This window comes from Kibdelosporangium aridum (genome assembly GCF_900176515.1).
Lineage (GTDB): Bacteria > Actinomycetota > Actinomycetes > Mycobacteriales > Pseudonocardiaceae > Kibdelosporangium > Kibdelosporangium aridum.
In genome coordinates, this window is sequence record NZ_FWXV01000003.1 from 218703 (window position 1) to 242538 (window position 23836).

Sequence of the window (23836 nt, forward strand, 5' to 3'; positions counted from 1 at the left end):
CCATCCCCACGCGAGTCACCGAATAACAGATCAGCAGGGTGCCCACTGAATCCATCATTCCGTACCGGCGCCGGTTTCGATGTCGTCCAGTTGCGTGAATAAAACGCAGGTCCAGCGGGTATTCCAAGGTCCCGACGATGTGGGAGGCAGCATGTTAGCCATCATCGGTGCGGTCTTGTTCGCACTTGCTCTCATCCTCGATCTCGCCGACGCCAACATCGGCGACACGATCAACGCGGCGACCATCGTGACCGCCGGTCTGCTCTGTGTCGCCCTTCATCTGGCAGGCGTCGGGACTCGGGCCCGCACCGGCGGCGGTTGGAGCCTGCGCAGTCGTAAGTAAAACGCTGTAACGCCAACGCCCTTCGTGCGTGAGTCGACCACGCACGAAGGGCGTTCTCGTGTTCAGCAGCCGCCGCAGTTGTAGTACGTGACGTCCCAGTGGTTCGACTCGAGGAAGTAGATGTTGCCGGAGCCGGACCGCCATTGGTTGCCGCCAATGTACGTGAAGTTGTTGCGCACGTAGTTGTTGACGCACGTGCCGAGGCTGTAGTCCAGCTTGTAGCCGTTCCAGTGGCTGTAGGTGCCACTGGCGTGACCGGTCTCGGTGCCGCCGGTGACGTTCAGCGCGCATCCGCTGGCCTGCTTGAGGGTTTCCGCGCCCTGGATCGTGGCCAGGTTGACCTGTTCGAACGATGTGCACGTGGGGTTGTTGCGGTCACTGCAGTTCCCGCTGGACGACCACGTGATACCGGCGTTGCGTAACCGTGTCGTGGCTTGTGCGTGGGTGAGTTTGGTGACCTGGATGACCACGGTGCCCGGCTCCGCCGAGTTGGCGACCGGGTCGGATTCCTTGTCCGCCACCGAAGCCTGCGCCATGCCCGCGGAGAACAGCAGCGCAGCCGCCGAAACGATCAACGAGCGAGTCAGAATGTGCCGCATTCGATCTTGCTCCTTCGATTCCGGGCAGCCTCGAACACCGCCCGGATCGCGAGCGGATGATCATGTTGGCTGCCTGCAGGGTCGAACGAGCAAGAGCGTAATAGTTACTGACTAGATATCACAGTCCGTTGGGACAAATTTTCATCCACTGGCCGGGTCTTGCGGGACCGCAGTTCACGGATCGCCAGGTACAACGCGATGAGCGTGGTCAGAACGGCTGTGCCGAGCGCGAAGGCCGCGCCGACCGCGACTCGTCCGTCCGCCGCATTCGCCCCCGCGTGGTACATCGCCACCATCACCGCCGCGCCCGTGGCGGTACCGATCCGTTGGCCAGTCTGCAAAGCACCGCCGGCCGCACCGGCCATCCTGGTCGGCACGTTCTCCAGCGTCAGCGTCACGTTCGGCGAGATCACCGCACCACCACCGATTCCCGAGATCAGCAACGGAATCGCCAGCCACAGCCCGACTTGGTCAGGCGGGCTGATCAGCGCGACGACACCGCATGACACCAGGCCAACGGCAACCACACTCAACGCCGCCACGGTGATCCGGCGCCCCCACTTGGCCACGAGCCGTCCCGAGACCGCCGCTGACACCGCGGAACCAATGGCGAACGATGTGACGACCAGACCTGACTGCAATGCGGTGTAACCCAAGCCGGTCTGGAAGAACATCGCCAGCACCACGAAGATCCCGGCGAACCCGGCGAAGTAGACCGCGCCGACCGCCGCACCGGACGCGAAACCCCTTGTACTGGTGAACAACCGCAGATCCAGCAGTGGGGCCCGCCCCCGCTCGACGGCCCGCTTCTCCCAGCGGATGAACAGGTAGCCGAGCAGCACCGCGATCGGGAACAGCCACCACCACTCGCCGAGCTTGCCGCTTTCCACCTGGACAACCGGGAACAGCAAGGAAACCACGGCCAGGCCGAGCAACGCCGCACCGACGAAGTCGATCTCCGACCGGACGTCGATCTTGCGCCGTTCGGTCTTCGGCAGCACACGCGCGGCCAGGATCAGCGCGACGATGCCGATGGGCACGTTGACGTAGAACACCCACCGCCAGCCGGACTCCGCACCGAACGCGGCGATGATCAGCCCACCGAGGACCGGGCCGACCGCGGTGGAGATGCCGATCGTGGCGCCCATCATCCCGAAGGCCTTGCCGCGTTCGGCACCACGGAACATGCTCTGGATCAGCCCGGAGCTCTGCGGCGTCAGCAATCCGGCTGCCGCGCCCTGCAGCAGCCGCGCGATGATCAGCAGCTCGATCGACGGAGCCGCGCCCGCGAGCGCGCTGGTGAGCACGAACGCGGTCAGCGCGAGCATGAAGATCCGTCTGCGGCCCAGCGCGTCACCGAGGCGTCCGCCTGCGACGAGCACGAGCCCGAACGTCAAGGCGTAGCCAGAGACCACCCATTGCACCGCGCCCGCGTTGGCGTGCAATCCCGTTTGCATGGACGGCAGGGCGACGTTCACGATGCTGACGTCGAGCAAGGTCATGAACCCGACGCCCAGGGTCACCGTGAGCGCACGCCACCGCCGCGGATCCGGTTCTTCGCTGTTGGCCACCCACCCATAGTCGTCCTTGCGGCCGATCAGCGCATCAGGTCACGGTCTTGCCATTGATCTTCACGTTCGTGCAAGTCGGCTTCGTGGCGTTCTTGATCTTCGGTGTGGCGTTGGTGATCTTGGTGAAAGTGCTGTTCGCAATGGACATCCCGGTGATTTTCGACTCGCTGAGGCCGTCGAGGCTCCATGCGTAACTGGCGCCGTCGACCGTCATGTCCGCCACCGTGATATTGCGGACAGCCGGGTTCACGATCGGCCCGAACCCCGGACCGGTCAGGCTGTAGTTCAGCGTCACGCTGATCGCCTCCCGCTGCACACCACTCGCCTTGATCCGCCGAGCATGCACGCCGTCGACCGTGCCGCCGCGCCGCTTGTTGGTCTTGATGTAGAGCACGTGGAACGCGCTGTACGACGAGCCTTTCCGGATAGTGCAGTCCTCAAAGAACACATTGCGGACACCACCGGACATTTCGCTGCCGACGGTCAAAGCGCCCCAGCGCCCGAGATGGGTGCAGTTCTGGATAACGATGTTCTCGGACGGCACACCGACCCTGCGGCCGTCAGCGTCCCTTCCGGACTTCACCGCGACACCGTCGTCACCGGTGTCGAACTGGCAGCCGGTGATGTGCACGTCGGAGCTGGCTTCCGGGTCGCAGCCGTCGACCATGCCGCCGCGGCTGTAGACCTTCACGTCGCGGACGGTCACGTTCCTGGCCAGCACCGGATGGATCGTCCACATTGCCGGGTTGCGCAGGTTCACGCCTTCGACCAGCACGTTCTGGCATTCGTACAGCTGGATCATGTTCGGCTTGAGGAAGTGGCCCGAGCCGAACGTCCGGCTGGTGACCGGCACGTTGTCCACGGCCATCTGCTGCAGCCGATCCCAGTCCGGGCCGCGTTTGCCGTCGTAGTCGAACCACGGGCCGGACGGGCCCTGGCCGTCGATCGTGCCCGCTCCGGTGATGGCCACGTTGCGCTGACCGCGGGCATAGATGAAGGGCGAGAAGTTCATGCACTCGATCCCCTGCCAGCGCGTGAACACCCTCGGGTAGTCCTTCGGGTCCGTGCTGAACTTGACCGTCGCACCGGCTGAGACGACCAGGTTGACGTTGGAAAGCAGCGTCACCGCACCGGTCAGGAAGCTGCCTGACGGCACGACGACCCTGCCGCCGCCTGCCTTGCTGCAGGCCTCGATGGCTTTGCGGAAGGCCTCGGTGTTCTTGGTCTTGCCGTCCCCCTTCGCGCCGTAAGCCGTGACGTCGAAGGTCGTGTCCGGGAAGGTCGGCGGAACGATCCTCGCCAGGATCAGCGGCACTTGGTCCCACGGCGACGCCTCGGCCGCATGGGCCGTCACCGGGACCGCCAGGCCAGCTGTGACCAGGCCGGTTGCCTTCAGGAAGGCGCGACGCGAACGCTCATTCGCCATGTTGGTCCCTTCGGATCACGCGGCGGAATGAAAACGTTTACAGCGATAGATGGTCCCTGCTGGTGGTCATGGCGTCAAGCAGACGCGATACGGCGTACCCCCAGAACGCCGTACCGCGCTCTGAGTACACCTCGTCACTGGTTGTGAAGTCCAGTCAACGTTTCCGCGACCGGCCGCCCGATCTGCTGCTTGGCCAGGTAGAAGGCGGCTTCGTGCGGTTTCGCGCCGTTGTCCACGGTGTATGAGCTCTCGAGCACTCCTTGAGCACCGGGGAACATCGCGGTCAGTTCCGGCCGGGCAGCGACCAGGTCGTCCTGGTCGACCACGTTCACCCACCGTCTGACCTGGGGCGGGACCGCCGGAGGCTGCGGCCGTAGCCGGTCGTAGACCACGCTGCGCAAGCCGAGCGGCGAACCGCAGGTGACGAGCAGCGGCAGGGGACGTTGCAGCTGGTGAGCGGCCTCGTAAGCGACCACGGACCCCAGCGAGTGCGACACGATGACCTTGGTGTCCGCGTCGATCAGGGCACTGACCCGGCGCTGGATCTCCGCGTGCACGTCCTCGTCGGTCAGATACCGCGTGACCTGCCGCAACGCCTTCACCACCACCCGCTCGGCCAGCGCGACACCGAATCGCGCGAACGGCTTCAGCCTGACCAGGCTGTTGACCACCGGCCGCAACGCGGCGCGAACGCCCTGGGTCTCGCCTGTCGGGCCCTCAAGCTCCCGCTGCGCGGTGACACGGTCGGACTCACGGCTGGCGTCCTCGGCGGCCCGCTTCAGCCACTCCCGGCCGAGCTGCTCGGCGAACTCCCACTCGGCCTCGTCGAGTTGCTCCGCGCCGCCCTGCTGGTCCTTGGGCAGGAACAGGTCGCCGTAGAAGGCCATCCGGACGTCGATCTGCTTGGTCCGCCACAACTGGTCGGCGAGGTCGGGATACCCGGCGACCCGGACACCTCCGGCGAGGCTGGGCAACCAGTCGGCTTCCAGACCGTCCGCCGACTGCTGTTCCTGCGCGATCCCGTGGACGAGCACGACCTCCGCCATGCCGCAGAGGTTATCGTGACTGGCTAATCTGATCGGCGTGGGAGAACGGCGGGCGCTGGTGATCGCATCCCAGTGCGAGGGGCTGAACCTGTTGTCGTTCCTGCCCGACGCCGCTCGTGAAGTGTCGGAAACGTTGCTGGATCCCTCGATCGGCGGTTGCGTACCGGCCTTGCCGGACACCCCGTTGCTCGTCGATCCGACTGTGGCAGAGCTCGATTCAGCTGTCACCGAGGCGTTCGAACGCGCGTCGGAAGACGAGGCCACACTGTTCATCGCGTTGGTCGGACACGGCGAGTACACCTACGACGACTTCTACTTCCTGGTCAGGGACACCACACTGCCGCCGAACAGCCGCACGGCTTTCCTGCTGGCGCAACGGATCCGTGAGCTGCTCGCGCAGCACTCGCTGCTGGACGGCCTGGTGTTGTTGCTGGACACGTGCCACGCGGGGATCGCGGCCCAGCAGGTCGGCAGCCGGTGGATCCAGATCGTCGGACAGGCAGGGCGCCGGTTCGAGGTGCTGACCGCATCGGACGAGCGGACCGCGGCCAACGGCTGTTTCAGCAGGCAGTTGGTGAACGTCCTGCGATCCGGGCACCCTGACCTGGGCTCACGATTGCGCTGCCCTGACATGAAAGCCGTGTTGTCGGGGCTGTGCCCGGCGCAGACCGCGGTGCACTTGGCGTTCGACGGAAGGCGTGAGATCGCCGCGGGTGACGAAGGCCTTTGGCTGGCCAAGAACACCTCCGAGGCCTGGCGTTCTTCCCTGGCCGCTGATAATCCCGCTGCCGACCTGATCGACAGCCTGACGCGGGATTACGTTGCGCCCGAAGAACTCCGGACTGTGGTCGGGCACTTGATGATGGGGACGGTCACCGTTGCCGTCGTCGGTCCGGGCTTGGACAAGTCCCGACTAGTCGCCGCATTGGCCAGGCCTTCGGTAGCACCGGACGTCATCCCACCGCGCCTGATGGACGCCGTGGTCTTCGTGTCCGCCACCGACACGGCCGAGCGGACAGCGGCGGAATTGGCGCGGCAACTTGGCAAGAACGTACGTGGATTCGCCGAAGCGGCCCGAGCGTTCGAAGCCTCCACAGATCCTGCAGTCTGGCAAGCCGCCGACGCGTTCGAGCGCGCTGTCGCCGGACCGTTGCGTGAGTCCAAGCTCAAAGTCCGGATAGCGGTGGACGGCGTGGACAACCTGCCCGCGGCCACACGCAACCGGCTGGTCCATGCCTTGCAAACGCTGCAGAACGCGCAAACCGTACTGGCAGTAAAGGACATGATCACGGCACAGGCTCGCGTGTGGCTCGGCAAACCCACGGGACCCGTCATCCAGCCAGGAGGCGCCGGAGCACCAGGAGGCAGCAAATCGTGGGCCGGTGAGCGGCAACCGGATGACGACCTGGACATCCCGCCTTTCCCCATTCGCGAGAATCCGGCCGAATCACCACCCGACCTGAACGACCTGCTAAACGCCTGCGGAAAAGCGCGAGTCCCAACGTCCGTTCTGGTCGCCGCCAGCGAACTCCCAGTCAGTGCTGTACGTGACTTCTTGGTACGACAGGAGCATGTCACCCGCTTGGAACCCGGCACATCGCGCGAAACTGTCGCCACCATCGACAGCCCTCTGCGTGGCACCGCGCGAGCACATTCCGCCATCGCCGACGCGGTGCTGCGATTAGCACCGCTCGAGGACCGCGCCTCCGGCAGCCCCGAACAGACATACGCCGACGCCATGCTGGCCGAACATCTCTGGCAAGCAGGACGCGACACGGAACTGGTCGAATGCCTGGACCAACGCGGTTCTTCGGTGCCCGCCGAGAACCACACGACATGGGAACAGTGGAGCAACCGCATCGGCAACGCCAAAGGCTCACACGCCAGGCCCGCGATCGTCGCGCGAGCCAGATATTTCACGTCCATGGTGAAGATCGGAGATATCACCGGGGCCTTGAGATCCTTCCAAGAACTCCTGCCCGTTGCCGAACATTCATTGCCTGCCGACGACCCGGAGATCTACATCATCCGCAACAACATCGGCTATCTGCTTCTCGAGCTCGGCAGGGCAGACGAGTCGCAACGGCAGTTGCAGTCGGTCATCGCGGACGCAACTCGACACATCGGCCAAGAGCACGAGGAAACCTTGCGCGCCCGCCACCTGCTTGCCGTGGCCACAGGGCAAATCAACCAACCCTTCGATGTTTTTCGAGAACAGCCGCCGCATCGCCGAACACATGGCAGGGCTGAGGGATGACGATCCACTCAAAGTCCAGGCGAGGACGCGCGGACTCGGCAGGTGAGCGGTGAGGGTCGCGCTGCTGTCGTATCGCGGAAAGCAACACTGCGGTGGTCAAGGCGTCTACATCAGACATCTGAGCCGTGAACTGGTGGCGTTGGGGCATTACGTCGAGGTCATCGCCGGACCGCCTTATCCGGTCGTGGACTCTGGAGTCCAGCTTGTCCGGGTGCCCGCACTCGACCTCTACGCCGAGCCGAATCCGTTCCGTACGCCCAGTCTCGCGGAGCTTCGCCGAGTCCCAGACTGGATCGAGTTCATGGGCATGCGATCGGGCCGGTTCACCGAACCACTCGCTTTCTCGTTGCGAGTCCGGCACTACCTGGCCTCCCGCGACTTCGACATCGTGCACGACAATCAAAGCCTTGGTTACGGTCTGCTCGGTCTCGGTCTTTCGTTGCTGGCCACCGTGCACCATCCCGTCACTATCGACAGCGGCCTCAAACCCGGCTCTGAACGCTGGTACTCGTTCACCCGGATGCAGAGTCGTGTCGCTCGCCGATTGCCTTTGATAATCACGGTTTCCTCAGCCTCTCGCGATGAGATCGTCTCCAGGATGGGCGTTCGTGCTTCGAAGGTCCGGGTAACGCCACTGAGTGCGGATACCTCGTTCCGCCCAGGTAAGCCGGTTCCCGGGAGGATTGTGTGCGTCGCGAGTTCACACGATCCGATCAAGGGACTCGGCTATCTGCTTGCCGCCTTCAAGGAGATCCGGCGAGACTGCGAACTCATCGTTGTCGGCCGATCCGAACCAGCCCCTGGCGTCACTTTCGTGACCAATCTCCCGGACGAGGAGTACGCCTCGCTCATTGCCAGCGCGGAGGTCGTGTGCGTTCCTTCGTTGTTTGAGGGCTTCTCATTGCCTGCTGCAGAGGCAATGGCCTGTGGTGTCCCGATTGTCGCGACCTTGGGTGGCGCATTACCGGAGGTGATCGGCGATGCCGGAGTTTTCGTCCCGCCGGGTGATTCGGCGGCATTGGCACGGGCACTGGTCGACTTGCTCGACGACCCCGCCTTGCGGGCACGCCTCGGACAGCGGGGAATCGCGCGTGCGGGCCGGTTGAGCTGGCGCCGGACCGCCGAGGAGACCGTCCACTGCTACCGGGAGCTGCTCAGTTGCTGACCGTCCACTTCGGACGTTTTCGGGTCGCGACCGGCGATCGGGTGCTGGACCTCGGCTGCGGAGGCGGCCGGCATGCCTTCGAGGCAGCGAAACAAGGTGCCGACGTGATCGCCCTGGATCTCAACGAAGCCGATCTCAAAGACGTCCGTGACATGTTCGCGGCGATGGCCGAAGTCGGCGAATCCGCCGGCTCGACGATGGCCGTACGCGCGAGCGGCCTGGCGTTGCCGTTCCCCGACGCGACCTTCGACCACGTGATCGCCGCGGAAATCCTCGAACACGTCCCTGACGACACAGCCATGATCGCGGAAACCGCCCGCGTGCTCAAACCAGGCGGCCTGGTCGCCGTCACCGTTCCCCGATGGTGGCCGGAACGTATCTGCTGGGCGCTGTCCGATGCCTATCACCGAGTCGAAGGCGGTCACGTCCGTATCTATCGCAAGCGTCAACTGATCCGCCGATTGCGTGACGCAGGCCTCGAGCCATTCCGGACGCATCACGCCCACGCGTTGCATTCGCCGTACTGGTGGCTGAAATGTGCGGTCGGCGTCGACAACGAGACCGCCGCGGTTCGCCTGTACCACAGATTTCTCTTGTGGGACATCATCAAAGCGCCGAAACTCACGCGAGTCCTTGACCGCCTGCTGAATCCCGTGCTCGGCAAGAGCCTGGTGATCTACGCGAGGAAAACAGCATGACATGGATCGCCTCGGTCCAAGAGCCATCCGGCGCAATCCCTTGGTATCCAGGCGGACCACTGGACCCGTGGAATCACATCGAAGCAGCGATGGGACTCGACGTCGCGGGCTGTCACGCCGAAGCCGCAGCGGCCTACCGATGGCTCGCCCGCACCCAAAACCCCGACGGCTCGTGGTATGCCGAGTACCGTGACGGCCAGGTCACCGACTCGGCGAAGGACACCAACTTCACCGCGTACATAGCTGTCGGCGTCCTACACCACGCCCTAAGCACACAGAACTCTTCGTTCCTACGAGAGTTGTGGCCGACAGTCCGCGACGCGATTGAATTCGTGCTCCGGATGCGTTCCCCTGAAGGTGCCATCCAATGGCGCGACTCTTCTTCGTTGTTTCTCATCTCTGGCTGCTCCAGCATTCACCAGTCCCTGCTGTGTGCCGCCGCCATCGCGTCTCGGCTCGGTTCACCACGACCAGACTGGATCCGCGCTGCGTCCGAACTGGCTACGACAATCCGCTGTCGCCCGGACTTGTTCGAGACCAAGCCTCATTCGATGGACTGGTACTACCCCGTTCTCGGTTCAGCCATCACTGGGTCCACGGCCCTGCGAAGACTTTCCGGCGAGTGGGACCAGTTCGTCGTTCCTGGCCTTGGCGTTCGGTGCGTCTTCGACCAGCCGTGGGTGACCGGCGGTGAGACCGCCGAACTCGCCCTCACCCTTGCCCTGCTTGGCGATTCACGAGCAAACGCACTGTTGGCCGATATCGAGATGCTCCGGCATTCCGACGGTTCTTATTGGACTGGCTACCAGTTCGCCAACCAGGTCATCTGGCCGGAGGAACGGACCACGTGGACCGCGGGCGCCATCTTGCTGGCTTCGGCTGCACTGCGTGACGACCCCGCAGTACATGGCGCTTTCAAGCCACTTTCCCTTGTCTCGCAAGGGAAACCACGCTACCCGATCGAGTGACGCCGATCGAACACGCGTTCGAGTAGCGTGGAGGCATGCGATCGAACTCACCGAAGCGGTACCCAACCGCGCTGACCCAGACCATCCAGAGCACTGGCCATGAATCCGCCGTCCGACACCGTCCACAGCTCATCGCCGATCACCATCGACCGCCGGATCATCCCAGTCGGGTGCGAGATGCGCCCGACCTCGACGAGTGCATTCCCGTCCAGCCGCAGGACCAGGGCGTAGTTCTGCGTTTGCCACTCGCCCTCGCGGATGCCGCCCTGCTTGTTGCTCATCACTGGTACCACAACGAGGTTTCGCGCCGGCCAATACAGGAAGGCGTGCGGGTCGTACTCCACTTCGGACGATCCGCCCTCGATCTGCTGCTGCGCAAGACGGTTCGGCGCCGCCGGGTTGTTCACGTCGAACAACGACACCTGCGAGCCGAGCCGCCTGCCCTGATCGGTGGCCTCCTGCCCGACGCCGAGCACCTTGCCAGGACCGACCGGATGCAAGTATGCCGAGTATCCCGTGATCTTCAGCTCGCCGACCACGCGCGGCTTGGTCGGCTGAGACAAGTCGAGCGTGTACAAGGGATCCACTTGCCGGAAGGTGACCACATAACCCACCGGGCCGAAGAAGCGCACGGCGTAGATGCGTTCGCCCTTGCCGAGTCCGTCGACCCGGCCGACCTGGGTCAACCCTTTGTCCCCACGCGCAAGCACAGTGACGATGCTCTGCGACTGAGAGTCTGGAGACGTCCCGCCCCAGCCTGCACCCACAGTCGTGGCGACCCGAAGGTGCCCGTCGTACTCAGACAGCGAGTACTGGTTGAGCAACTGCCCTTCCACCTCGCCAGATCCGGCGTACTTCGGCGGCGCACTGCCCGCGAGGTCGAACCGGTGGATCTGGGTCTTGCCCAGCGCAGGCTGTTCCGAACCATCCGGCGGGACGCGCCTGGGCATCTGCATCGGGACCATGCGGCTGAGGTGGTCGTCGGCAACGTACAGACTCTTGTCGGTGCCGTAGACGGTGTCACCGTCCGCAGCCACCGTGACCGGGTCGCCCTTGTCCAAGGCCTTGGTCAGGTCGACCGTGAGCACGGTCAGCATCGCGGTGCCCGAGTAGTCGGCCGGGTGGCTGACGTTGGCGCACTCGACCAGCCTGCCTTCAGTGCTCTTGCCTTCGCTGTCGAGCCGGTAACTGGGCAACCAGTCGTCGATCGTCGACTTCAACGCGACTTCGCGGTTCTTCTCCAGAGCGGTGGTGTCTGACTGTGTGCCGTCGGGGTAGTAGAACTTCAGTTTCGGTTGTGAGCGAACCACAACTCGGGCCACGCTGCCGACCTGGCGTGCGTCCACGTACAGACCGCTTACCGCCAAGGTGCCCAGGACCTTCGGCGTGCCAACGAGATCGACGAGCACGAGCTTCGATCCGAAGGTGGGCATGCCCGGCACGATCGGTGGGCTTGGCTTGCCGCGCGGAGTCGGCACTGGGGCGTCGTAGACGACGTGGTCCTGGCTTGCCACGAGCAGCGCACGGTCACCGGAGATGAGCATCTGGGAGACGAAAATGTCTGGGACGTCCAGGGATCCGGTGATCTTGCGGGAGGCCACGTCGATGACCTTCAGCTTGCCGTCGACCACGGACACTATCCGCTTGCCGTCGGTCTTGACGATGTCCGGCTCATCCACGTTGGCTTCGTGGGTGTTGGTGGACGAATGCCCCTGAGGCTGGCCGCCTTGCTGGGCAGCCGCGCCCGCGCTGTTCTGCGCCTGTGATTCACGCTTGGGCATCTGTGACCCGGCTCCATTGCCCGGCGCGGGCGCCGCGGCGGGGCCTGGCGCGGAGTCGGCGATGGCGCCGCCCCCGCGAGTGGAGAGGGCGTATCCGCCGCCGAAGCCAAACGGGCCGATGTGCGGCCATGCGGCCTTCCTGAGGCCCGACAACGCTGTTTCACAAGAGTCGAAGGCGACCAGGGAGATCGCGCCTGAAGGGAGGTCAGTGACCGTATCCGAGTAGGAAGAAGTCGGATCGGGGGTGGGAGTGACCGAGGCCGCGGCGACGATGCCGCCGATGACGACAGCGATCGCGCCCCCGGCGACGATCCTCGACGTGCTAACTCTCGGTAACCCTGCTTTCCCTGCCATACACACAAGACGGTGACACGGCCGGAATCCGTTGCTGACGATATTGATAACAGTTAGATTTCGGCGATGATCGTCAGCGGCGAAAGACCCGGTCCGTGGCAGCCCAGCGACACTCTGTTATCCCCCAGTCCACCGCCTGCCACGGACGACCCAGTGGACCCCGCCGAGGCCGAGGAGTTCCTCCGGCAGTACTACGCCGAAAACCCGGCGGCCGGTGACGCCGACCGGCGCGTGGCATGGGTGATGACCGAGATCGACCTGACCGGTACCTATCAGCACACGACCGCGGAACTGACCTTCGGTGCCCAGATCGCCTGGCGCAACAGCGCGCGGTGCATCGGCCGGTTGTACTGGCGCAGCCTGCGTGTCCGCGACCTGCGGGCCGTGCGAACGGCCGACGACATCGCCGAGCACTGCGTACGGCATCTTCGGCAAGCGTGGAACGGCGGCAAGATCCGGCCGCTGATATCGGTCTTCGCCCCGGAGGCGCCTGGCAGGCCAGCGCCCCGGATCTGGAACGAGCAACTGATCCGCTACGCGGCATACCCACGAGAGGATGGTGGTGTCCTGGGCGATCCCCGCTATCTGGGGTTCACCGACTCCATGGTGAAGCTCGGCTGGCGGCCTGCCGAGCCACGCGGCGCGTTCGACGTGCTGCCGGTGGTGATCGAAACAGCGGAGTCCGGCGCCCAGCTGTACGAACTGCCCGCCGACGCGGTCCAGGAAGTGGCGATCACGCATCCTGAACTGCCGTGGCTGGCCGAACTCGGGCTGCGTTGGCACGCGGTTCCGGCCATCAGCAACATGCGGCTCGTCATCGGTGGTGTCTCGTATCCCGCGGCACCGTTCAACGGCTGGTACATGGGAACGGAGATCGGCGCGCGCAACCTCGCCGACACCGAACGCTACGACCTGCTGCCTGAGATCGCAGACAGGCTCGGCCTCGACACAAGCAGCGAAACGACCCTCTGGCGCGATCGCGCCATGGTCGAACTCAACCGTGCCGTCCTGCACTCGTATGCGGCTGCGGGCGTGACGATCACCGATCACCACACCGAATCCGACCGGTTCATCAAGCACTTGGAGAAGGAGCAACGCGCTGGCCGAACGTGCCCGGCGGACTGGAGCTGGATCGTGCCTCCGATGACCAGCTCACAAACGCCGGTATTCCATCGCTACTACGACACCGACCACCTCAAGCCCGAGTTCGTGCTGGACGACGTAGCCGCGCACCGCGGCACCCATGGCGTCTCGGTGCCGCGTGCCCCCGCGGCCTCTACTCAGACAACACCGACACCGATCTGGCACTACTTACACGGAACATCTCGCTGACGATGCAGGTCGGCGAAGCCCGAGCAATCGCACAGCACTGGACCACCACACAAGGCATACATCTACGCGGGTTCGCGGGCGCCTTCCTGCAGGGCTCCGTACTGTGGACGCCTCCGGAAGCACAGCATCCACGCGACTCCGACGTCGACATCATGGTCGTCGTGGACAGCGATGACCTCCCACCCGCACCCGGAAAGTTCTGGCACGACGGGATATTGCTCGAAGCGTCGGTGATGCGCGCCGCCCAGCTCAGGTCACCGGAAGCGGTCCTGAGGGACTACCACCTAGCCGGAAACATGCACCTGCCCGGCATCCTCGCCGACCCGACCGGCCACCTGAGCACGTTGCACGCCGCTGTGGCCCAACACTTCGCCGACGAACGCTGGGTGCTGGCCCGCTGCGATGACGCGATGAACCGCGTCCGTCGCTGGCTCACATCCATGGACCCATCGGCGCCACTGCCCGACCAGGTCACGTCATGGCTGTTCGGCACGGGTGTGATGACCCATGTACTTCTCGTGGCGGGACTGCGGAACCCGACTGTCCGCCGTCGATACGCAGCAGTCCGAGATCTGTTGCAACGCAACGAAAGGCTCGACTACCACGAAACTCTCCTCACCCACCTCGGGGCCGTGGACTTGACCGCAACCCAAGTGAAGGAACATCTCCAAGCCTTGGCGAAGGTGTTCGACGCAGCCAAAACAGTCGAAGCACCCTACCGATTCAGCTCCGACATCACCGTCGTCGCGCGCCCAATCGCCATCGACGGCGCCCGCGACCTCATCACCGCAGGCCTCCACCGCGAAGCCATGTTCTGGATCGTCGCGACGTATTGCCGTTGCCTGACCAAACTCTCCCTCCCAGGCCTGGCAACCACGCCCTACGACGCCAGCTTCAACACCCTCCTCGCCGACCTCGGCGTCCAGACTCCCGAAGACCGCCAACAGAAAGCAACCGAAGCCCTCGCCGCCCTGCCAGAGCTGTGGAACGTGGCCCTAGTCCTCCGCAAGAACACGAAGCAGCACAACCCCTGACACGATCAGCAAAATCGGCCTGACCTGCGCACGTCCGGGTTGAGCTGCTCTGCCGCCAGGAAATGCGCGAGATCCCGAGTGGCCGGGTACAGCGCGCGATACTGGGCGTAGAACGCGTCGTACTTCGAGGTGTGCACGGGGTTCGGTGTGACCGTCCTGGCGAGGGGATTCCAGGAGTCCACCGGATGCCCCAACGCCGTGGCCGCGAACATCGCGGAGCCGAAGCACGCACCCACGGTCTCAGCTGGAAGTTCTTGCGGCACACCGGTCACGTCCGAGACGATCTGCGTCCACAGATCACCTTGGGTGCCGCCGCCCACCGCGACGACCCGCTGCGGTGAGCCGCCCATGACCTCGAGGTTGTGGCGCAGGCCGTACGCCGTGCCCTCCAGCGCGGCACGGTAGATCTCCGGTTGCCCGTGGTTCAAGGTCAGTCCGGCGATGATGCCGCGGGCGTCCGGGTCGAAGATCGGCGTCCGTTCACCGGCGAAGTACGGCAACATGAGCAACCCACGGCTGCCAGCGGGCACCGCGGCCGCCTGCTCGACCAGCTCTGCGAACGATCCAGCGAACAGGTTCCGCAGCCAGTCGGTGATCGCGCCGGACGTCGCCATTCCGGCGGCCAGCGAATACGTTCCCGGAAAGGCGCCTTGTGTGGTCCACAGCGCGGCGTGTGGCCGAGGCTCGGCCACGACCTGGATCACGAACATCGTGGTGCCGTACATGACCATCACGTCACCCGGTGACGTCACGCCGACACTGGTTGCCTCGGCCCAGGCATCGATCGTGCCCGCAGTCACCGGCAACCCGGCGGGCAAACCGGTCTCCGCCGCCGCAGTTTCCGAGACCGTACCGACAATCTCGTTGGGCCAGAACAGCTCCGGCAGCTTCACGTCCGGCGCGATCTGCGCGCACCAGTCGCGGGCCCAGTCAGCGGCCTGCATGTCGTACATCGGGTCGCACTGGCTGGCGGAGTGATGATCCAGCACGTACCGTCCAGTCAGCCGGAGCACCAAGTACGAGCTGGCCATCAGCATGAGCGGCGTCTGCGCGAAGACCTCGGGTTCGTTGTGCGCCAACCACAACACTTTGGGACCGACCGCCTGGCTGGACAACGGAGTCCCGCCCCGCTGGAGGATCGCGTCCGCCCCGAACAACTCGGTCAGCTCGGCGATCTCCGCGGTCGCACGAGTGTCCACACCGTACAGGATGGCAGGCCGTAACGGGCGGCCATCAGCGGTCGCAGGCAGCAGGCAGGGGCCGATACCGCTGACGCCGAGACCAGTGATCGGCGACGGCGAAGCGTCGACCAGTTCCCTGGCGATCGACACGAAATCGGCCCACCACACAGTCTCCGCGTCGTGCTCGACCCAGCCGGGACGTGGCGTCGATACGGTGTGCGGCCTGCTCGCACGGGCGACGATCGTCCCTTCCGGACTGACGAGCACCCCTTTCGAGCTGGATGTCCCGATGTCGATCCCGATCAGCACGCGTCAGCCCCGGGTGAATTCGTCGAGGGTTACGCCGAGCAGCGAGCACGCCGCACGGACCGTGGCCCGGTGGTCGCCAGGAATGGCATGGATGTGGTTCGCACCGAAACGGGACAGGAACACTTCCGCCGGCGCGTCCAACCGGGCGAACGCGTGCGGCCACTCCGGCGTTGACTGGTTCATCAACGCCTTGTTCGTCTCCTCGTCATACGTCTCGAAGCTGCCGAGCATCAACTGCATTCGATACGCGCCGTCCTTGCGTGTCAAGCGCCCCAAAGTCATCTCGCCCGGGGCGGCCAAGTGGTGCACGGACGCGCCACCCGCCGGGAAGAAGAACACCTCTGGGTACAGGTGCACGCGCGCCAGGTTCTCGGCCGGGTCCGAACTGCGCGCGGCGTACCAGGTCGCGTGCTGCCCGGAGTTGCAGAGATCCCAGATGTCGCGGTCGCCGTGGTAGTGCCGGACGTCGGCGAAAAGTACCGGCGTCCCGGCGATGTGCTTGAACAGTTGCATGGTCAACGCGCCGTCCATGTCCGCTTCGGTCGCGCACACGTGTGGCTCTTTCGGGCCATTCCAGTCGTACGGGTCGTTCAGGAACGCCTCGGCGATGTCCATCGTCGCGAAGTACTGAGTCAGCTCGGGCTGTCCCTTGATCCCGGTGAAGTCCAGGTTCCACTCGTCGATCAATTCGCGCATTGCCATGTATGAACCGATTTGCCGTTCAAGCAGCTCGGGCGTGAGCTTCTTGCCGTCGTAGTGGACGTTGGCGTGCCGCTCCAGCCATTCGCGCGCCTTGACCTTCTCGCCGGCGTCGGCCAGTTCGGCCCGGCGAACGATCTCCCATTGGTCGATTTCCTCGACATCGATGCCGAACAGCCGCTGCCACTGGTCGGTGTTGGCCACGGCGGTGTTCATCCCCATCGGCCGGCCCCCGATCCGGCCGAAGGTGGCGCCGCGCAGGCTCGCGACCGCCGCTGCGGCCGAGGCGTGCACGCCGATCGACGAAATCAATTCGGGCGAGTCCGGATCGCCCCACAACCGGGTGTGTTCGCGTCCAATCTGGTCAAGCGCACCACCGGCGGCGAGCATGCCGACCATGCCCGGCTGCACTGGATCGATGTTGGACAGCAACAACAACGGCCCGTCGATCGCGCCCGCGGCGAGCATGGTGAAGTGCGGGAAGGCCCAGACCGCGTAGTGCAACACGGTCAGATCGACGTCCGCCGCGGCGATCTCACGCGCGACTGAAGTGGCGAGCGTGTTGGAACTGACTGGGCTCGAACCGCGCACCACCTCGTGACCCGCCTCCGTCAGCCGGGTCGCGAGTTTGTCCTCGGTCCGGCCGATGAAATCGGCGATTCCGCCGTGTACGTAGTCTCGGCCGTCGGAAATACTGATCACACCGATCCGGGCCACGAGTCCTCCAGAGTCGAGTAATCGATTACTCGTGACGCTATTCTCCGGGCCGAGTAGTGTCAACATTGTCGCAGCGTTCAGTGCGCGGCATCGATTCGAACAGTTCACAGAGTGAGGCCGATGGGTTGTGGCGACCATCAACGACGTGGCGACCAAGGCCGGCGTCTCCACCGCGACCGCGTCGCGAGCGCTCAACGGTAAGTCCACAGTAGATCCAAAGCTGGCCGAGCGAGTGCTGCTGGCCGCCGCTGAGCTGGGCTATCAGCCCAACGGACCGGCGCGCAACCTGCGCCGCCAGGAAACCGCGGTGCTCGCTCTGATCATCTCGGACGTTGAGAACCCGTTCTTCACGTCGATCGCCCGCGGGGTCGAGGACGTCGCGCAAGCCGTCGGTTACTCCGTGGTGTTGTGCAACTCTGACGAAAACCCGGAGAAAGAGCGCCGTTACATCGACGTCGCGATCCAGGAACGCGCGGCCGGGATCGTGCTCTCACCCACCGGGACCACGACCAATGTGGACCTTCTGGCCGCACGCCGGACGCCACTCGTCGCAGTCGACCGCCCACTGCCCGACGCGCCCGCCGACATGGTCCTTGTGGACACCAGAAGTGCGGCCAAGGAAGCCACCGCCCACTTGATCTCCCAAGGATACGGCCAAATCGGCTGCATAACCGGACCATCGGGCATCCAGACGGCCGATGATCGACTCGCTGGCTACAAGGATGCACTTCGCGCATCACAACGGCGAACCTCCGCCAAACTGACCCGCCGCGCGGAATACCGAGCCGACGGCGCGTATGAGGCCGCCATCGACCTGCTGAGCTCGCCGGACCGCCCGGACGCGCTGCTGGTCGCCAACAGCACGATGGCCATCGGCGTTCTCGAAGCGCTCTCCAAATTGGACCTGCGACTCGGCACGGACGTCGGCGTGGTCGCCTTCGACGACGCACCGTGGGCGCCGCTGGTGAACCCTCCCCTCTCGGTGGTCTCCCAACCTGCCTATGACATCGGCAAAGTCGCGGCCCAGCTGCTGATGGCCCGCATCACCGACAGCTCCTTGCCGTACACGACAACTACGCTGCGCGCCAAGCTGATCACCCGCGGCAGTTCAAGCCGGTGATGGCCGCGCGCCACCACAACGACATGTCGGACCCGCAGTTCCCCGATCCAGAGAAGCTGAATGTCTGGGACACCTGCTACCCCTCCAGTACTTCAGCAAGTTCGCGTCGCCCACGGAGGCCGTGCGACGGGTGCGGAAGATGGACGCGATCGACGATGGCCATCCCGCACGACTCCGTTATGGCTGAACGGCCGCCAGCACACCGGTTGCCTGAACCGGTTTGAGACGTGATCATCGCCAGGCTGACAACGATCAGTGGAGGGGACCGACAGTTCCTGCACCCCAAACGGTCGACAGCCTTCACCGCAACACCATTCCGGCCCGGGGAACCCCCAATTTCAACGCTACCGCAGGGGTACGACACTTCCCGATCACCTGCGCAGCCGACCGGGACGGCGGCGCGCCCACCGCATCGCCCCTGAACTCGACCACGGGCAACCTTCACCGCAACACCAATTCCCCAGGGGGAACCCCTAGTTTTCACGTTACCGCAAGGGTCCGACAGTTTGAGGCCAGCCGGAGTTGCCTGCTGACGCCCATGGCGGCGATGTCGTGCGCGAGCACGGTCACCCGCGGATCGAGCAGATCGGCCAGTTCGAAGTCGTCGAAACCGGCCACAGCGGACCGCGCGTCCCACGTGCTCAACGCACGCGACACCTGATGCTCACAAGGAGCCCGGTGATGGGCTCTTGCCGGGACAGGGGCGGCAAGAGCCCATCGGTTCATCCGGTCTTCGTGAGCATTCGGTATCGGGCCGCCGACCACGCCGGCGAACCGGACTCCGGGACGATTCGGACAGTCACCGAACTCTTCCCGGCCACCATGCTCTCCGGCAGTTCGAACGAGTCCTCCAGCCACCGCGACGACGTATTCCCCAGCGGCTGGAACCACGTCCCCACCGCCGTGCCGTCCACGGAAACGTTTGCCTGCTGGAAGGCCTCGCTCTGGTCGTTCATCCGCAGCAGCCGTGCTCCGGACGAACCTGGCGCCAGCTTCAGCGTGAAGGTGATCGGGCCGGTCGTGGCCGCGACTCCGTCCGTCACGTTGACCTTGTCGTCCTTGCCTTCGAACGTTGACTGCAAGGTTCGCCGGGTCTCGCCCGTCGACTCGTACGCATGGGCCGCGCGGCTCGCGTCGTCGGCGACGTCCAGGACATCACTTTCGACCATTGCCGGTGTGGACTGTCCGTACCAGTAGGACGTCGAGCTGTAGTTGGCCGCTACGTCGTTCACTGGACCGTGTTGGATGTCGAAGCGGAGGTGAGAGGAGAACGACACCGCTTCACCGATCATCAAACGGTACGCGCCCGTGCAGTCGTGCTGGCAACCATCGCCGTTGAGTTCCCACGCCGGGTTGCCCGCGAGCGGCATGGTGTACGTGACCCCGTCACGGAAGTACCAGCCGGACTCATAGAAGTCCTCGGTGCCCGTGCCGTAGATCATCGGTGTTGTGGCGCCGTCGACGTAGACGCGTTCGTCGCCTTCCAGGTACAGCCGCATGTTTCCGTTCGGGATCGACCCGCGCATGGAGTGCGTGACTCCGTAGTACACGCCGCGGCCGGTCGCCTGCAGGAACGTGAAGTCCTGGTTCGGCACCGTGTTTCCCGCGGACTTCGTGGCGTGGAAGTAGCCGATCCGCCCGGACAGCAACGCAGCCGCCACCGCGGGATCCGGAACGTAGTCCGTCTCCACTGTCACATCACCAAGCGGCACACCGCTTTCGTTGACCAGCGACACTGTGGCGTTGCGGGCGTACGGCATCGGCCACCATGCGGTGTACCAGCCGTCTGGGGCCGTGTCCATCGACGACATCAGGGTCATCGTGTCGTACTCGCCCAGCCCCGAGCCGAAGAACTCGCCGAGCGGGGCGTCCACGGTTGCCTTACCGTCAAAGGAGATCACGACTCGCACGCCACTCAGCACCGCGTCCGACCGCGTCACCTCGGCGGCCGGCACCGGGTAGCGGAACACGCGGTAGCCCTGCCAGTTCAGGCCTCGGATCGTGTAGCCGTGCGCCGCTTCCTCGCCGGGGTGGTTCGGGCCGACGTCCATCACGTCGGTCCGGCGCCAATCTCCACCCACGTTGCTGTGGATGTTGTACCGGAACTCATTGACGTCCAAATCGGACGCGATGTACTCGTTCAGGATTGTCAAGGACGACTTGCCCGCGGTCAACGCCGCCGGAATCATGATCGTCTGGTCACGCCACTCGCCCACTGGCACCCTGGGACCGCTTTCCCAGAAGCCGACTTGGGTTCCGTCAACCGACAGCCTGGCACGCTGATTGCCCACCTGCGGGTCGTAGCGCCGGGTGATCCGAACGCCCGAGTTGGCCGGGTCGATCGCGACCTTGAACGTCGTCGACCCGCCGATCGCGAACGCCCTGCCGTCGTCGCCGACTCGCGGGCTCGCCACGACCTGCGGGATCTTCACTCTGAGCTGTGTCAGCCAGCCCGAGCCTGCCAGAGCAGCCACGTTCTTCGATTTGCCCGCCGAAACAGCACCGGTCGATACGGGCGCCCTGGACGTGGCCACACTCTTGGGGTCGCGGATGCCGTAGCCCCGAAGCTTGGCGATCACGTCCAGCGCCTGGTCGGCCGGGTTGAACGTCTGCACGCCGTCCGCGTCCGCGAAATCGCGGTAGGCCACGTGGTAGAAAAGCGGATTCGCTTGGACCGTCACGCGCATCGATTCGCGGTACGGCATCGGCACCTTGATCACCGCGCCGCCGGACGTGTCCTCGCCGTTGCCGACGAGCGGCCAGACCCATGGCGCGCCGAGCTTTCCGTTCACGACCTCCTGCAGCAGCTGGTCGAGCACCACCCGGCCGTCCAGCTCGATCTTCAGCCTGCCGTTGTTGACCATTGAGCCGAAGTCACGCGTGAACCACATCGAATCGATCTGCCCCGCGCCCACCCGCTCGGCGATCACGCACCCCGAAGCCGTGGTGCGCAGGCAGGAATACGTCCCGACGAATCCGTCGTCGTTGCCACCGGTGCGGTCGAAACTCGAGAACTGGCGTGACACCGCGCCGGGTCTCATCATGGCGAGCTGGTCCATCTGGCGATAGACCTGCCAGCCGATCGGGCCCTTGTCCGTCGCGCTCGCCGTCGTCGGCGCAGCGTGGGCCACGCCCGAGACGGTGCTCAGGACGAGAGCGGAGATAGCCGTGCAGATGACACTGGATGCGAGCAGGGACCTGAAGCGCATCCTGCCTCCTCATATTGTGTTGTACCGCCGACAGACTCAGCCGCCGGGGTTCTCCTTCGCGTAGACCTGTGCCGCGTTCTCCTTGGTGATCAGCTGGGTCTGTAAGGTCTGCGTCTTCGGCACCTGCTGGCAGTCGACGAGAATCTTGCGTGCCGACTCGATCGCTTCCTTGCCTGCGGTGGGGTAGATCAGCGTTGCCGAGAGCCTGCCTGCCTCGACCGCTTTCAAGCCGCCAGACGGGATCGGCAGGCCGTCGATGCCGATGAACTTCAACGCGTCCTGCCTGCCCGTTGCCCGCGCGGCAAGGTAGGCACCCTCGGCCATCGGGTCGTTGTGCGCGTAGATCACCGAGATGTCCGGGTTGGACTTCAGGATCGCGTCCGCTTTCTCCTGGCCCTTCTCCCGCAGCCAGTCGCCGTCCTGGCTGACCGCGATCTCGATGTTGCGACCGCGGATCGCCTCACGGAAGCCGTCGCCGCGCTCCTTGGCCGGTGTCGATCCGGCGAGGCCGCGGATCTCGGCGATCTTGCCGCCGTTCGGCAGCAGCTGCTCGGCGACGTACTTGCCGGCCTGGCGGCCGATTTCCACGTTGTCCGCGCCGATCCACGTGGTGTAGGCGTCGCCTTCCACCTTGCGGTCCAGCACGATCACCGGGATGCCTTTGTCGAAGGCCTTCTTCACCACTCCGGTCAGCGGCGTGGCCTCGTTCGGGCTGATGATCAGCAGGTCGATCTGCTGGGTCAGGAAGTTCTCCACGTCCGAGACCTGACGGGAGTTGTCCTGCTGCGCGTCGGTGAAGCGGACTTCGAACTGCGGCACCGACTTCGCGGCGGCACGGATGTCGTCGTCCATGCGTTGGCGGTACGGCTCGGCCACGTTGGCCTGGCTCATGCCGATGACGTACTTGCCGTCCGCGCCCTTGCACGGCGTGCTCGGTGCTGGGCCGCCGGGCCGGTTCTCGCTCGTTGTGCCGCACGCGACGACCGATCCCAGTACGAGGACCGCCACGAGTAAACGCATGTCTCGTCCTTTCGCCTCTTCAGGACGGCCTGAGCCGTTGCAGCCCGGCCGCCACCACGATCACGAGCCCCTTGATCAGGAGCTGGACGTTCGTATCCACGCTGTTGAGCGCGAGAATGTTGTTGAGCACGCCGAGAAGCAGCGCACCTGCCACGGTCCCGACGACCGAGCCGCGCCCACCCGCCAGGCTTGTCCCTCCGACGACCACGGCGGCGATCGCGTCGAGTTCGTAGCCAAGACCGTCGTTGGGGCTGCCCTGGTTGAGCTGGCCGGCGTGGATGATCCCGGCCAGCGCGGCGAGCAGCCCGCAGATCCCGAACACGATGATCTTGACGCGGGTGACGGGCACACCGGACAACCGCGCCGCCTTCTCGTTGCCGCCGATCGCGTACACGTGCCGGGAGAAAGCCGTGCCACGCAAGAAAAGAATCGCCAGAACCGCGACCACGACGAAGATCAACGCCGGGATGGGTACCAGGCCGTTGAACGTGCGCTCGCCCAGCAACGAGAACGCGACCGGCGCCTCACCGGGCCCGTCGCCGTACGCGATCGCGACGCCCTGGCCACCGGACCAGATCCGGGCGAGCCCGCGGGCGATCTGCAACCCCGCCAGCGTCACGATGAACGCCTGAATGCTGAACAAGGCGGACGCGACACCCTGTAAGAGCCCGAAGGCCAGCCCGACGGCCAGCACGATCAGCACTGTGGGAATCAGCCCGAAGTCGTTCTCCACCAACAGGACCGCGGATCCGACGGCGGCGAGGCCGAGCATCGCGCCGACCGACAGGTCGATCCCGCCGATCAGGATCACGAACGTCATGCCGACCGCGATGATCCCGATCTCGGAGACCGCGCGCACCACGTTGAACAGGTTGTCGCTGGTCAGGAACAGCAGTTCACCGTTGCGGCTCGGGGAGAACACGATCGCCGCGATGAACACCGCCACGAGCCCGAACAGGCTCTGGAACCGGAAGACCATCGACCGCACGCTCTCGCGCCGGGTCTCG

Annotated in this window: 19 protein-coding genes; 8 read left to right on the forward strand and 11 right to left on the reverse strand. The window is 65.0% G+C overall.

The window, feature by feature from the left end; all coding sequences use genetic code 11:
• The first annotated feature begins 151 nt into the window (after positions 1-151).
• Positions 152-343, forward strand: coding sequence for a hypothetical protein (locus B9C43_RS20040; RefSeq protein ID WP_033389929.1), 192 nt, complete (start codon positions 152-154; stop codon positions 341-343).
• A 62-nt stretch (positions 344-405) separates the two neighbouring features.
• Here the strand turns inward: B9C43_RS20040 and B9C43_RS20045 are convergent, their stop codons facing one another.
• From B9C43_RS20045 to B9C43_RS20060, 4 genes are all read right to left on the reverse strand, one after another.
• Positions 406-942, reverse strand: a complete 537-nt coding sequence (locus B9C43_RS20045) for a hypothetical protein (RefSeq protein WP_084428468.1) — start codon at positions 940-942, stop codon at positions 406-408.
• A 104-nt stretch (positions 943-1046) separates the two neighbouring features.
• On the reverse strand, positions 1047-2513 hold the full coding sequence (locus tag B9C43_RS20050; protein WP_143446465.1) for an MFS transporter: 1467 nt from the start codon (positions 2511-2513) through the stop codon (positions 1047-1049).
• A gap of 34 nt (positions 2514-2547) precedes the next feature.
• Positions 2548-3939 carry a glycoside hydrolase family 28 protein gene (locus tag B9C43_RS20055; protein WP_084428469.1) on the reverse strand — a complete coding sequence of 464 codons (1392 nt, stop codon included), beginning with the start codon at positions 3937-3939 and terminating at the stop codon, positions 2548-2550.
• 134 nt (positions 3940-4073) lie between these two features.
• Positions 4074-4985 (reverse strand): hypothetical protein, encoded by a 912-nt coding sequence (locus B9C43_RS20060; protein ID WP_084428470.1) that lies wholly within the window; start codon positions 4983-4985, stop codon positions 4074-4076.
• 37 nt (positions 4986-5022) lie between these two features.
• On the opposite strand from B9C43_RS20060, the gene B9C43_RS20065 reads away from it, so the two are divergent.
• From B9C43_RS20065 to B9C43_RS20080, 4 genes are read left to right on the forward strand one after another with little or no spacing between them, the layout of a single operon-like run.
• Positions 5023-7242, forward strand: a complete 2220-nt coding sequence (locus tag B9C43_RS20065) for a tetratricopeptide repeat protein (protein ID WP_200825619.1) — start codon at positions 5023-5025, stop codon at positions 7240-7242.
• Positions 7243-7291: 49 nt separating this feature from the next.
• Positions 7292-8407 (forward strand): glycosyltransferase family 4 protein, encoded by a 1116-nt coding sequence (locus tag B9C43_RS20070; protein WP_143446466.1) that lies wholly within the window; start codon positions 7292-7294, stop codon positions 8405-8407.
• Positions 8401-9105 carry a class I SAM-dependent methyltransferase gene (locus B9C43_RS20075; protein WP_084428471.1) on the forward strand — a complete coding sequence of 235 codons (705 nt, stop codon included), beginning with the start codon at positions 8401-8403 and terminating at the stop codon, positions 9103-9105. Before B9C43_RS20070 ends, B9C43_RS20075 begins: the two co-directional genes overlap by 7 nt.
• Positions 9102-10073 carry a prenyltransferase/squalene oxidase repeat-containing protein gene (locus B9C43_RS20080; RefSeq protein ID WP_084428472.1) on the forward strand — a complete coding sequence of 324 codons (972 nt, stop codon included), beginning with the start codon at positions 9102-9104 and terminating at the stop codon, positions 10071-10073. The genes B9C43_RS20075 and B9C43_RS20080 overlap by 4 nt, the downstream gene beginning before the upstream one ends.
• A gap of 47 nt (positions 10074-10120) precedes the next feature.
• Here the strand turns inward: B9C43_RS20080 and B9C43_RS20085 are convergent, their stop codons facing one another.
• Positions 10121-12208 carry a beta-propeller domain-containing protein gene (locus tag B9C43_RS20085; protein WP_084428473.1) on the reverse strand — a complete coding sequence of 696 codons (2088 nt, stop codon included), beginning with the start codon at positions 12206-12208 and terminating at the stop codon, positions 10121-10123.
• Between the two features lie 66 nt (positions 12209-12274).
• Between B9C43_RS20085 and B9C43_RS20090 the strand changes: the two genes are divergently transcribed.
• Together B9C43_RS20090 and B9C43_RS20095 are read left to right on the forward strand one after the other, a co-directional pair.
• Entirely contained in the window at positions 12275-13540 is a 1266-nt protein-coding gene (locus tag B9C43_RS20090) for a nitric oxide synthase oxygenase (RefSeq protein WP_084428474.1), read from the forward strand.
• Between the two features lie 2 nt (positions 13541-13542).
• Positions 13543-14574, forward strand: coding sequence for a hypothetical protein (locus B9C43_RS20095; RefSeq protein ID WP_084428475.1), 1032 nt, complete (start codon positions 13543-13545; stop codon positions 14572-14574).
• A gap of 5 nt (positions 14575-14579) precedes the next feature.
• On the opposite strand, the gene B9C43_RS20100 is transcribed toward B9C43_RS20095, so the two are convergent.
• Together B9C43_RS20100 and B9C43_RS20105 are read right to left on the reverse strand one after the other, a co-directional pair.
• Positions 14580-16064 (reverse strand): FGGY-family carbohydrate kinase, encoded by a 1485-nt coding sequence (locus B9C43_RS20100; protein WP_084428476.1) that lies wholly within the window; start codon positions 16062-16064, stop codon positions 14580-14582.
• Positions 16065-16067: 3 nt separating this feature from the next.
• Positions 16068-17480 (reverse strand): L-fucose/L-arabinose isomerase family protein, encoded by a 1413-nt coding sequence (locus tag B9C43_RS20105; protein WP_084428477.1) that lies wholly within the window; start codon positions 17478-17480, stop codon positions 16068-16070.
• 127 nt (positions 17481-17607) lie between these two features.
• On the opposite strand from B9C43_RS20105, the gene B9C43_RS20110 reads away from it, so the two are divergent.
• Positions 17608-18600: a LacI family DNA-binding transcriptional regulator gene (locus B9C43_RS20110; protein ID WP_033389939.1), complete on the forward strand. Its 993-nt coding sequence runs from the start codon at positions 17608-17610 to the stop codon at positions 18598-18600.
• A 480-nt stretch (positions 18601-19080) separates the two neighbouring features.
• On the opposite strand, the gene B9C43_RS56750 is transcribed toward B9C43_RS20110, so the two are convergent.
• From B9C43_RS56750 to B9C43_RS20125, 4 genes are all read right to left on the reverse strand, one after another.
• A complete protein-coding gene (locus B9C43_RS56750; protein ID WP_160096596.1) occupies positions 19081-19245 on the reverse strand; it encodes a hypothetical protein in 165 nt (54 codons plus the stop codon).
• 77 nt (positions 19246-19322) lie between these two features.
• The gene (locus B9C43_RS20115; protein ID WP_084428478.1) at positions 19323-21809 is read right to left on the reverse strand and encodes a glycoside hydrolase family 172 protein; all 2487 of its coding nucleotides are present in this window, start codon (positions 21807-21809) and stop codon (positions 19323-19325) included.
• 36 nt (positions 21810-21845) lie between these two features.
• Positions 21846-22829, reverse strand: coding sequence for a substrate-binding domain-containing protein (locus B9C43_RS20120; protein WP_033383082.1), 984 nt, complete (start codon positions 22827-22829; stop codon positions 21846-21848).
• A gap of 19 nt (positions 22830-22848) precedes the next feature.
• Positions 22849-23808: an ABC transporter permease gene (locus B9C43_RS20125; protein ID WP_084429087.1), complete on the reverse strand. Its 960-nt coding sequence runs from the start codon at positions 23806-23808 to the stop codon at positions 22849-22851.
• Positions 23809-23836 lie beyond the last annotated feature (28 nt).

Excerpts from the sequence above, each read along its gene's own strand:
- B9C43_RS20040 (WP_033389929.1), top strand. The coding sequence starts at position 152 with ATGTTAGCCATCATCGGTGCGGTCTTGTTCGCACTTGCTCTCATCCTC.
- B9C43_RS20045 (WP_084428468.1), bottom strand. The coding sequence starts at position 942 with ATGCGGCACATTCTGACTCGCTCGTTGATCGTTTCGGCGGCTGCGCTG.
- B9C43_RS20055 (WP_084428469.1), bottom strand. The coding sequence starts at position 3,939 with ATGGCGAATGAGCGTTCGCGTCGCGCCTTCCTGAAGGCAACCGGCCTG.
- B9C43_RS20060 (WP_084428470.1), bottom strand. The coding sequence starts at position 4,985 with ATGGCGGAGGTCGTGCTCGTCCACGGGATCGCGCAGGAACAGCAGTCG.
- B9C43_RS20080 (WP_084428472.1), top strand. The coding sequence starts at position 9,102 with ATGACATGGATCGCCTCGGTCCAAGAGCCATCCGGCGCAATCCCTTGG.
- B9C43_RS20085 (WP_084428473.1), bottom strand. The coding sequence starts at position 12,208 with ATGGCAGGGAAAGCAGGGTTACCGAGAGTTAGCACGTCGAGGATCGTC.
- B9C43_RS20090 (WP_084428474.1), top strand. The coding sequence starts at position 12,275 with ATGATCGTCAGCGGCGAAAGACCCGGTCCGTGGCAGCCCAGCGACACT.
- B9C43_RS20095 (WP_084428475.1), top strand. The coding sequence starts at position 13,543 with ATGCAGGTCGGCGAAGCCCGAGCAATCGCACAGCACTGGACCACCACA.
- B9C43_RS20115 (WP_084428478.1), bottom strand. The coding sequence starts at position 21,809 with ATGCGCTTCAGGTCCCTGCTCGCATCCAGTGTCATCTGCACGGCTATC.
- B9C43_RS20120 (WP_033383082.1), bottom strand. The coding sequence starts at position 22,829 with ATGCGTTTACTCGTGGCGGTCCTCGTACTGGGATCGGTCGTCGCGTGC.
- B9C43_RS20125 (WP_084429087.1), bottom strand. The coding sequence starts at position 23,808 with ATGGTCTTCCGGTTCCAGAGCCTGTTCGGGCTCGTGGCGGTGTTCATC.